The sequence below is a fragment of the Asticcacaulis sp. genome (genome assembly GCF_020217185.1).
In the GTDB taxonomy this organism is placed as follows: Bacteria; Pseudomonadota; Alphaproteobacteria; order Caulobacterales; family Caulobacteraceae; genus Asticcacaulis.
Genome location: NZ_JAIWNX010000122.1, coordinates 1 through 10,000 on the forward strand (window position 1 = coordinate 1; position 10,000 = coordinate 10,000).

Below are 10,000 nucleotides of genomic sequence, written 5' to 3' on the forward strand. Positions count from 1 at the left end.
CAATAGCCGCGCCACCCGGATCGAGGACCGCCCGAAGGCGCTCAGCCAGCTCATCACCTACATGCTGAACGAGGCACCAGAGCGTGGCGTCATCGACCCGCAGCGCATCGGGGCCTTCGGCTTCTCAGCGGGCGGGTTCACGGTTCTGGCGGCTGCCGGCGGGCGTCCGGACTTCGCGCGCCTGATCCCGCATTGTCAGGCGCATCCAGCCTATTTCGATTGCCAGATGATCGCCAGCCATCCGCGCCCGACCACCGCCGTTCCCGCGCCTGCGATGCCTGCCGATACGCGCATCAAGGCGCTGGTCGTGGCGGCTCCGGCGCTCGGTTTCACCTTTGCCGAAGGCCTGAAAGACCTGCGCCTTCCCGTGCAATTGTGGCGCGCCGATGCCGATGAGATTCTGCCCGCGCCCGACTATGCCGACGCCGTGCGTCAGGCCCTGCCGCAACCGCCTGAGTTTCACGCGGTCCCCAATGCCGGGCACTTCGATTTCCTCTCCCCGTGCGTGGACGTCAATCTGGCCCCGCACATTTGCAAAAGCCGGGCGGGCTTTGATCGCGCGGCCTTCCACGACGCCTTTAATGCCGAGGTGGTGCGCTTCTTCAGCCAATCTCTGCGATAAAGTCGCGCTCGCGATAATCAAACGTCGCGAAATCGGCGGGCAAGCCTTCGCCCGAGGTGTCCTGACAGGCCATGCCGACAAAGGCGCCGGTAAAGTTAGGCGCCCCCGGCACCGTGGCCTCGTCCGACAGGACACTGGCGTCGAAATGCCCGTCGATCCACGTCCAGTCGGCGTCCGCCGCCAGCCGGAAGGCAAAGCGCAGTCGCTCATAATCGACCTCGGCGCGCAGATGGATCGGACCATCGGCGACGGGATAGAGGGCGCTGAAAGCGTCACTGGTGGTGGAGTCCGGCAGGGCCGACATCACCCGCACGTGCCGCCCCGCCTGTTCGTCGTGGGTGACGTGCAGATAGTGGTATTTGCTGCCATTATAGTAGCAGACCAGCCCCGCCGCCTGCTGATAATGGCGCGGCTGATAGTCGACCACGGTTTCCACCGAATAGCAGAAGGCCTGCTGACGGCGCGCCACCAGCGCCTGTTCAAACAGGCTGCCCAGGGTTTCGCGCCCATAGAGCCGCAGATGTCCGGGCCGGTCACTGAGGCTGAACAGCTTTTCGGGATAGGGTGAGCGCAGCCACTGGAAGTCTATGGGCAGGTCCGGGCCGTTAAAATCGACGGAAGGTGCCTCAAAGGCCTCACCGGCCGGCTCCGGGCTTTCGGCGATCAGCAGGGGCAGCCCCTGCCCGTCCAGCGTGCGCAGCCAGCCGTCTTCGTCCCAGCGCATCGGCTGGATGGCCGTCTCGCGCCCCAACACGCAACGCCCGCGATTGGGCAGGGGCCGCCCGCACAGATAGACCAGCAGCGGCGTGCCGTCGCGCGCTTCGACCAGATCGCCATGACCGGCGCGTTGAAGCGGGCTGTCCGGGCGCAGGCGGCTGGAGAGAATGTGCGTTTCGGGGTGCAACTCATACGGCCCGGTGAGGGTCCGCGACCGCGCCATAGTCACCGCGTGGTTCCAGCCCGTGCCCCCCTCCGCCGTGATCAGGTAGTACCAGCCGTCGCGCTTATAGAGATGCGGCCCTTCGGCCATACCGAGCGACGTACTCTCGAATATGACCTCGCGTTCGCCGGTCAGACCTTGCGCTACCGGGTCATACTCTTGCAGCACGATACCGGCAAACCGCACGCGGCCCGGCCGGTGATCCCACAGCATGTTGACCAGATATTTGCGCCCGTCATCGTCGTGGAACAGCGACGGATCAAAGCCGCTGCTGTTGAGATAGATGGGGTCGGACCATTCGCCGTCGATGGTGGGGCAGGTGACCAGATAGTTGTGGAAGTCGCGCAGGGACGCCCCGCTGGCCCCGCCAACCGTGGTGCGGCCATAGCGTTTCACATCGGTATAGATGAGATAGAACAGGCCGTTATCATAGGTCAGGCACGGGGCCCAGATACCGCAGCTATCGGGGGCGCCGCGCATGTCGAGTTGCGCCGGACGGCGCAAAGGCCGCGTAATCAGCCGCCAGTGGATCAGGTCGCGCGAATGGTGGATCTGCACGCCCGGATACCACTCAAAGGTCGAGGTGGCGATGTAGTAGTCGTCGCCCACGCGCACGATGGAGGGGTCGGGATTGAAGCCCGGCAGAATAGGATTACGGATCACGTCACAGGCTCCGGTTCAGCCTTTGGCGCGCGGACCAGCGTCCACAGCACCACGGCGGCGATCAGGTCGAGCAGACCCAGTATCACAAAGAAGGGCTCATAGCCGATGGTGCTGACCAGCGCACCGATGGCCAGCGAGAACAGCAACACCCCCAGATTGGCGAAGGTCCCGGCCATGCCGGTCACCGTCCCCACCTCGTTCTTGCGGAACAGGTCCGACGACAGGGTGATCACCGTCACCGACAGGGTCTGGTGCGCAAAAGCCCCCAGACACAGCAGGCCGATGGCCACGAAGGGACTTTTGACCCAGCCGACAAACATGATGCCGGTCATCAGCACCGCGCCCAGCGTGAACACCCAGCGGCGCGCGTCGATCAGGCCGATGCCGCGCTTTTGCAGCCACAGCACCACCGCCGGACCGAACAGGCAGCCGATATCGGCAAAGACAAACGGCAGCCACGCAAACAGGGCAATCTCTTTCAGGTCAAAGCCGCGCGCGGTGGCCAGATAGAGCGGCATCCAGAAGGTCAGCGTCCCCCAGGTCGGGTCAGCCAGAAAACGCGGCAGGGCAATGCCCCAAAAGTTGCGCTGCCCCAGAATTTTCAGCGGCGACGGGCGGGCCGCCGTGGCCTCCAGATGGCGCTCCTGACCGTCGCGGATATAGCTGCGCTCACCGTCCGAAATGGCCTTATGCTTGTCCGGCGACTGATAGAAGAGGAGCCACAGGACGACCCAGACCAGCGCGATAATGCCGGTAATCACAAAGGCGGCGCGCCAGTCGTAATAGAGGATGGCCCACACCACCAGCGGCGGGGCCAGCATCGAGCCCAGAGACGCGCCGATATTGTAGATGCCGCCCGCCAGCCCGCGCTCCTTCGCCGGGAACCATTCGGCAACGACCTTCAGGCCGCCCGGATGCGCCACCCCTTCGGCAAAGCCCAGAAGCCCGCGCAGCATGGCCAGCCCCTGCCAGTTGCCGGCAAGGCTGTGGGCAATGGTGATAATCCCCCACGCCGTGGCAAACAGGGCAAAGCCGATACGCAGACGGATCAGGTCGAGTATGTAGCCCGCGATCGGCTGCATCATGATGCCCAGTTGAAAGGCACTGGTGATGTAGCTGTATTGCTGCGGCGTCAGGCTCAGTTCCTGCGTCAGGGTGGGGGCGGCGACGCTCAGCGTGCTGCGCGTCAGGTAGTTGATGATGGTGCCCAGCATCACCAGAGCGATGATCCACCAGCGCAGATGCCCGATCCGTTTCAGCATCATTTCGCCTCATAGGCATAGGGCCCGATCAGGGTGCCGACAAAGCCACCCGCCTTGCGCGTCGACAGGAAGGTGATATCGACATCGCGGCTCAGGGTGCGCGTCTGACCATCCGCCGTATAGTCGGCCGTCAGGCGTCCACCGTCAAAGCGCAGGGTCAGGGTGACTTCGCGCGCCATCAGGGGGGCCGCGGCGATCAGCTTGTCGGCCGCTGTGTTTTCACGGGCATAAAGGGCGATCTGCGGCTTGCCGTCTATGCGCGTCAGGCCGAAGAACAGCCAGGCGTCATCGTTTTGCATGGCCGCCAGTCCGGCCCGGTCACCGTCTTTTTCCGGGCTGTAGGTGAGGGTCGTGGACACAGTGGCTATGTGGTGCTGCTGACGGTGGGCGATGAAGGCCGGCGTCCCTTTCAGGTCGCCGAGCGCCGCCCCAGAATTGAGCACCAATGCCCCCTTGTCCAGTCGATAGACGGGTGTGTGCGGCGTGCGCACCCCGATCCACGACAGGGGCAGGCTCTTGCCGTCAAACGCTTCGCTAAAGCCGAAATCGCCATTGACCGGCTGAGCTGGGGCGGCCTGCGCCGGCAGGTTGGGCTTTTTTCCCGTGAAGGGAATGGCCTTGCCGTCTTCCAGAATGACCGGCCAGCCGTCCTTCCACGTCACGGGCAAGAGGAAGGTTTCGCGTCCGATATTGTACAGGTCCGGGCCATAGGGCCGCGTGGCGAGGAAGGTCGCCCACCATTCGCCCGTCTGGGTCTGGACCAGCTTGGCATGTCCGGCGGAGGTCACGGGGTTCTGGCGCGCCGGGTCCAGCGTGCGCTGGCTGAGGATCGGGTTTTTGTCATAAGGGACAAACGGTCCGCGCACGCTTTTCGAGCGCAGCACCACCTGCGAATGCTGATCACCCGTGCCGCCTTCGGCCGCCGTCAGGTAGTAGAAACCGTCCTTGCGCAGGATGTGCGGCCCTTCGATCCAGATGGGCTTTTTGGAAATATCGACGCCGCCATTGACGATCTGCGTGCGCTCACCGACCAGTTTCAGCGCCTTGTAGTCGAATTCCTGCACCCAGATGGCGCGGTGGCCGTCATAGCGCGGCGTCTCGTTCGGCGCGCCATTGTTGACGATATAGGCCTTGCCGTCCGTGTCCCAGAAGATCGAGGGGTCGATGCCTTCGAAATCGAACCACACCGGATCAGACCACGGCCCCTTCGGGTCCTTGGCCGTGATGACGAAATTGCCTTTGCAATCGACGCAGGTGTTGACGATGTAGAACAGGCCGTCGTGATAGGAGATATCCGGCGCGAAGACCCCGCGCGACACCTTCAGCCCATCGAAATTGAGCTGTTCCGGGCGGCTGATCGCATTGGCGATCTGCGTCCAGTTCACCAGATCCTTTGAATGAAAGATGGGCAGACCTGGAAAGTGCGTAAAGGACGAATTGACGAGGTAATAGTCGTCGCCGACGCGCGTCACCGATGGGTCAGGATAATAGCCCGACAGGATGGGGTTGAGATATTCCCCCGGTCCCGCCTTCGCCTGCTCCTGAGAGCGGCCCTCATAGGTGAAGCGCTCAAAGCGCGCCGGCTCGGCCACAGCCGGTAAGAACAGGCCCGCAGACAGGGCGGCGGAGAGGGCAGCCAGATACCGCATCGCCTGATATCGCATCGTCTGTCTCCTATCGTTTCGGGGCGGCCTTCAGCGCGGCGGCAATGGCCTCACGCAGGGGCTTGGGGCGGTACTGGGCGTCATAGGGGGTCGGGCGTTGCGGCGTCTTGTCGGCGCGCGGCGTCCAGCCCTGAAGCCAGCTATGGTTATCGCTCATGCCCCAGCACAGGAACTGATCCAGTTGCTTGTAAGAGAACATCAGGTCGAGATAGTCCTTCGCCGCTGCGGCCACCCCGGCGTCGCGCACGGCGGTGTCGGTCGGCAGGTCCTTGTCATTGACGTCGAATTCGGTGATCAGCAGCTTGTAATCCATGCCCACAGCCGCGTCGATAAAGGCGCGCCACTGATCGTTCTGCGCCTCCTTGATGTGGCCGTCATTGCCGATATGGCTCTGGATGCCGAAGCCATCTATCGGGACGTTTTTCGCCCGCAGGGTTTCCAGCAGTTTGAGCACGCCCTTGCGGTGGGTCTCGTTGCCACGCTCCCACGACATATAGTCGTTATAGACCAGTTGCGCCTTCGGGGCGTATTCACGCGCCGCCTCAAAGGCGATGCGGATACAGTCGAAACCGAGCGCCCTGGTAAACGGCGTGTCGCGGATGTCGCCGGTCTGGGGGTCGATGGTTTCGTTGACCACATCCCACGAAAACACCTGATCGCCGTAATGGGTGCAGACGCGTTTGATGTAGTCGCGCAGATAGCGTTCGGCCTCGCGCGCCGGGTTTGCGCCAAAGTCGATATTCAGCAGCCACTTCGGCATGAACTCGGCCTTGTTCCACAACAGGGTGTGCCCGCGCAGTTTCATGCCGTTATCGCGCGCAAAGCCCGCAATCGTATCGCCGGGCGCGAAGTTATAGCGGTCCGGCTGGGTGGCGATGACATAGACCTTGAATTCGTTCTCCGGCACGATCACACCGCATTCGGCCTTCACTATGTCCAGATAGGCCGGTTCCATGGTGCCCGCGCTCAGCGCCGAACCGAACAGGATGCCCTTTTCGGCGGCCAGTGCCCGCAGCGAAGGCCCGCTGGCGGCAAGAACAGGGGTGGACGCCATCACCGGAAGGGCGGCAGCGCTCAGGCCCGCCAGCACGTGGCGGCGTGTCGGAAGAAGATCAGGCATGGGTATCCCTGCACGAAGCTTGTTTTTTATGTTAACGCTAACAAATCACGGTTTCGTCGCCTCTGTCAATCGGCGATCAGGTCATGTCCGGGTTTTTGCTATCCCCCCTCAAAAAGCCTGAGCAAGCAAGCGGCGAAGCGCGATTGACCGGATAACTCAGACTATTATAGTGCGCCCAAACACCGATAACAGGAAACGCTCATGCCCGCCCGCCCCCTGCCCGGCCTTGCGCTGACGGCGCTGTTTGCTCTTTTCAGCCTGTCTGCCGCGGCGCAGACCCCGCCCGCTCAGGCTCTGCCCAAAACCACGGCGGCGACGACCTGGACGCCGGACAATGGCAATGGCACCTTCACCAACCCGTTGTTTAACGACGAATTTTCCGATCCTGATATTATCCGCGTCGGCGACGACTACTATATGACCGGCACCACCATGCACACCATGCCCGCCCTGCCAGTGCTGCATTCGAAGGATCTGGTGAACTGGCGGTTGCTGGGCTACGCGCTGGACCGTCTGGAGATGGGGCCGGAATACCGCCTCGAAGGCGGCAAGGATGCCTATGGGGCGGGCATCTGGGCCCCGGCGCTGCGTTATCACAACGGCACCTTCTACATCTTCTCCAATATCAACGGTTACGGGATACAGGTGTTCACGGCGACCAACCCCGCCGGGCCGTGGACGCACAAGTCGCTGGACAGCAAGATTCACGACCTGTCGGTGCTGTTCGACGACGATGGCAAGATCTACGCCGTCTATAGCTATGATGAGGTGCGGCTGGTCGAACTGAAACCCGACCTCAGCGGCGTGGTCGAAGGCAGCGAACGGGTGATTATCCCGGCGGGCAACGCCATGGGCGAAGGCCACCACTTCTACAAGATCAAGGGCAAATACTACATCATAAGCGCCAACTACGCCCCGGTCGGGCGGATGCAGGCGGCACGCTCAGACAGTCCGTTCGGCCCCTATGAGACGGTGACGATCAGCGCGCGAGAGACCATGGGCACACAGTTCGGCTGGCGCACCCAGGGTATTGGGCGCAGCCTGCCGGCCCCTGGCGACACAATCAGCGTTTCGCCGCCACCGCCGGGCGGCAATGCCTTCGGGGCCGACCCCTTGCATCAGGGCGGGCTGGTCGAACTGCCCAATGGCGACTGGTGGGGCTTTTCGATGATGGATGTGAAGTCGATGGGGCGCACCACCTTCCTGTCGCCCGTCACCTGGCACGATGGCTGGCCCTATTTCGGCCTGCCCGGCAATCTGGGGCGCAGCCCGCGCACCTGGCTGAAACCCGCTACGGGGGCCACCGTCGCCCCGACCCCGACCTATCAGCGCAATGACGACTTTTCCGGCCCGAAGCCCCAAGCGGTCTGGCAATGGAACCACGTGCCGGACGACACGAAATGGTCTCTGTCTGAGCGGCGCGGCTATCTGCGTCTGCACAGCCTGCCCGCCCCGCATTTTCTGCTGGCGCGCAACAGCCTGACCCAGCGCGTCATCGGGCCGGAATCGACGGCGACGACGACGCTGGATGCCAAAGGGCTGAAAGACGGCGATGTGGCCGGTCTGGGCCTGCTCAACATCCCCTACTACTGGCTGGGTGTGGTGCGTGACGGTCAGGCCTATCGCCTGCGCTTCTACGATCAGTTGACCAACACAACCATCGAGGCCGCCCTGCCGGGACCGCGCGTGCAGTTGCGCGTCAGCGGCAATTACGACACCGAGCTGTCGCAGTTCAGCTACTCCACCGACGGCAGGACCTTCACCCCGATGGGTGGCGACGTGCGCACCGCCTATCAGTTGCGCACCTTTCAGGGCGTGCGCTTCGCCCTGTTTGCCTTCAACGAAAAGGGCACGACCGGCGGGCAGGCGGATTTCGACGATTTCCGCGTCGATGAGCCTCTGGCCGACCGCTCACACAACATTCCGGCGGGCAAGGTCGTGACCATCCGCAACTTCGCCAATGATCAGCCGATGTGGGCCAATCCGCACGGCATGTTGCACTTCGCCGCCAATGGCTCAAAGGCGGCCGCCGGCCCCGGCGCGCGCTTCCGCGTCCACGATCGCGGGCAGGGGCGCGTGGCGCTGGAGGCCATGGATGGCAGCGGCTTCCTGACCGTTGTCGGGCTGGGCCTGTCGTCGGACGTGCGCCTGATGAAGACGGAAACGCCGGACAGCCTGTTCCAGTGGCAGGACATGCTGCGCAAACAGTTCATGCTGATGTCGCTGCGCACGCACCGCTATCTGGGCCTTGACGTGCGTACCGGTGAGCCCTACGCCGCCGACTGGCCCGGTGCCGATCCCGACCGCAAGGACGGCACGGTGCTGGTGTGGGAAGAGGTAAAGTAACGCGGAGCCCTTTTGGAGATCAGGCCACATGTCCCTTGCCGGTATTGTGCTTTGTGGGGGGAAATCGCGCCGCATGGGCGTGGATAAGGCCGGCCTGATGTTCGAGGGCCGGACGTGGCTGGAAGTCGCCGCCGACGCCCTGACGGCGGCGGGGGCAGACCGCATCCTTTATAGCGGACGACCTGACCTGCCCGGTGGGCTGGCTGATCCCGCCGTGGACAGCGGCCCGGCCGGCGGGGTGGTGGCCGCCCTGACGCAGGTCGGCGCGGAGGTGGATCAGGTCCTGTGCGTGCCCGTCGATATGCCCGAACTGTCGCCCGACACTCTGCGCCGGCTGGCCGCGTACAAGGGTATCGGTGCCTGTTTTGAAGGGCAGCCCCTGCCCTTTGCCCTGCGCCTGAGCCCGGCGGTCCTTGCGGCTGCCCATGAGTGTGTGACCACCGCCGCGCGCCCTCCCTCCCTGCGCGCCTTGCTGCGGCAGGTGGGTTGCGTCGAACTTCCGATCCCGACGGGCCTGACCTTGCGCAACCTCAACACGCCACAGGACGTCGCGGCCCTTAGAGCGAAATGACTTTAGGTTGAATCGCCATTTCGCTCTAAATTTTTGTTTTGTCGCGATGTTTTTGCGGAAAACCGCTCACACTTTTCCGCACATCGCTCTAGGCCCCGCGCCTGAGCACATTCCCTATCGCCTCTTTACCGGTGTTGCGGGCAGTAGAGAGACCCTGCCTTCGACCGGACCTCCGCTGAATGGACTTAAGCCCCTTTGTTTCTCCCGCCCTGATCAGTGCGCTGATCCTGGCCGGGGCCCTTGTGCTGTTTGTCACCGAACGGGTGCGCCACGACCTGATCGCCGTGCTGGCCCTGCTGGCCGGGCTGATCACCGGCGTCGTCAAGCCTGAGGACGCCTTAAGCGGCTTTGGCGACCCCGCCGTGGTGGCGGTGGCCGCCGTGCTGATCGTTGGGCGCACGCTGGAACTCAGCGGCGTGGCGGCCAAGCTGGCGCGTTACATCATGTTCGGCAAGGCGACCTACAGCCTGCAAATGGCCATGCTGATGGCCGTCGGCGCCCTGTTGTCGGCCTTCATGAACAATATTGCCGCGCTGGTCATCGTCATGCCGCTGGGGGCAGAAATCGCGCGTCAGAACAAGAAGGCCGTCGGCACCATCCTGATGCCGCTGGCCTTTGCCACCATTATGGGCGGCATGATCACCCTGATCGGCACCCCGGCCAATATGATCCTGTCGTCGGTGCGCGAAGAGAGGCTGGGGCAGGGCTTCGGCTTCTTTGCCATGGCACCGGTCGGCATCGCCGTGGCCGTTGTCGGCATCCTCTATCTGGCCGTCATCGGCTGGCGCCTGCTGCCGCCGCGCCGCGGCACG

8 protein-coding genes are annotated in these 10,000 nt (G+C 63.6%); 4 read left to right on the forward strand and 4 right to left on the reverse strand.

Features of this window, described 5'->3' with window-relative positions; translation table 11 throughout:
• The coding region (locus tag LDL37_RS05990) for a prolyl oligopeptidase family serine peptidase (protein WP_290795584.1) at positions 1-622 on the forward strand (622 nt) is incomplete at its 5' end.
• Here the strand turns inward: LDL37_RS05990 and LDL37_RS05995 are convergent.
• The 4 genes from LDL37_RS05995 to LDL37_RS06010 are packed head-to-tail and all read right to left on the reverse strand — an operon-like array spanning position 603 to position 6,271.
• Complete coding sequence (locus tag LDL37_RS05995) at positions 603-2,225, reverse strand: glycoside hydrolase family 43 protein (RefSeq protein WP_290795587.1); 1,623 nt, start codon at positions 2,223-2,225, stop codon at positions 603-605. The two genes, LDL37_RS05990 and LDL37_RS05995, sit on opposite strands and share 20 nt — an antisense overlap.
• Positions 2,222-3,487 carry an MFS transporter gene (locus LDL37_RS06000; protein WP_290795598.1) on the reverse strand — a complete coding sequence of 422 codons (1,266 nt, stop codon included), beginning with the start codon at positions 3,485-3,487 and terminating at the stop codon, positions 2,222-2,224. Before LDL37_RS06000 ends, LDL37_RS05995 begins: the two co-directional genes overlap by 4 nt.
• A complete protein-coding gene (locus LDL37_RS06005; RefSeq protein WP_290795589.1) occupies positions 3,487-5,151 on the reverse strand; it encodes a glycoside hydrolase family 43 protein in 1,665 nt (554 codons plus the stop codon). Before LDL37_RS06005 ends, LDL37_RS06000 begins: the two co-directional genes overlap by 1 nt.
• 10 nt (positions 5,152-5,161) lie before the next feature.
• On the reverse strand, positions 5,162-6,271 hold the full coding sequence (locus LDL37_RS06010; RefSeq protein WP_290795591.1) for an endo-1,4-beta-xylanase: 1,110 nt from the start codon (positions 6,269-6,271) through the stop codon (positions 5,162-5,164).
• A 201-nt stretch (positions 6,272-6,472) separates the two neighbouring features.
• On the opposite strand from LDL37_RS06010, the gene LDL37_RS06015 reads away from it, so the two are divergent.
• The 3 genes from LDL37_RS06015 to LDL37_RS06025 all read left to right on the forward strand — a co-directional run.
• On the forward strand, positions 6,473-8,617 hold the full coding sequence (locus tag LDL37_RS06015; RefSeq protein WP_290795593.1) for a glycoside hydrolase 43 family protein: 2,145 nt from the start codon (positions 6,473-6,475) through the stop codon (positions 8,615-8,617).
• Positions 8,618-8,645: 28 nt separating this feature from the next.
• Positions 8,646-9,188 (forward strand): molybdenum cofactor guanylyltransferase, encoded by a 543-nt coding sequence (locus LDL37_RS06020; protein WP_290795595.1) that lies wholly within the window; start codon positions 8,646-8,648, stop codon positions 9,186-9,188.
• A 179-nt stretch (positions 9,189-9,367) separates the two neighbouring features.
• The coding region (locus LDL37_RS06025; RefSeq protein WP_290795597.1) for an SLC13 family permease at positions 9,368-10,000 on the forward strand (633 nt) is incomplete at its 3' end.

Bases quoted from the DNA above. Each gene is read 5' to 3' on its own strand.
- LDL37_RS06000 (WP_290795598.1), bottom strand. From the start codon at position 3,487: ATGCTGAAACGGATCGGGCATCTGCGCTGGTGGATCATCGCTCTGGTG.
- LDL37_RS06005 (WP_290795589.1), bottom strand. From the start codon at position 5,151: ATGCGATATCAGGCGATGCGGTATCTGGCTGCCCTCTCCGCCGCCCTG.
- LDL37_RS06010 (WP_290795591.1), bottom strand. From the start codon at position 6,271: ATGCCTGATCTTCTTCCGACACGCCGCCACGTGCTGGCGGGCCTGAGC.
- LDL37_RS06015 (WP_290795593.1), top strand. From the start codon at position 6,473: ATGCCCGCCCGCCCCCTGCCCGGCCTTGCGCTGACGGCGCTGTTTGCT.
- LDL37_RS06020 (WP_290795595.1), top strand. From the start codon at position 8,646: ATGTCCCTTGCCGGTATTGTGCTTTGTGGGGGGAAATCGCGCCGCATG.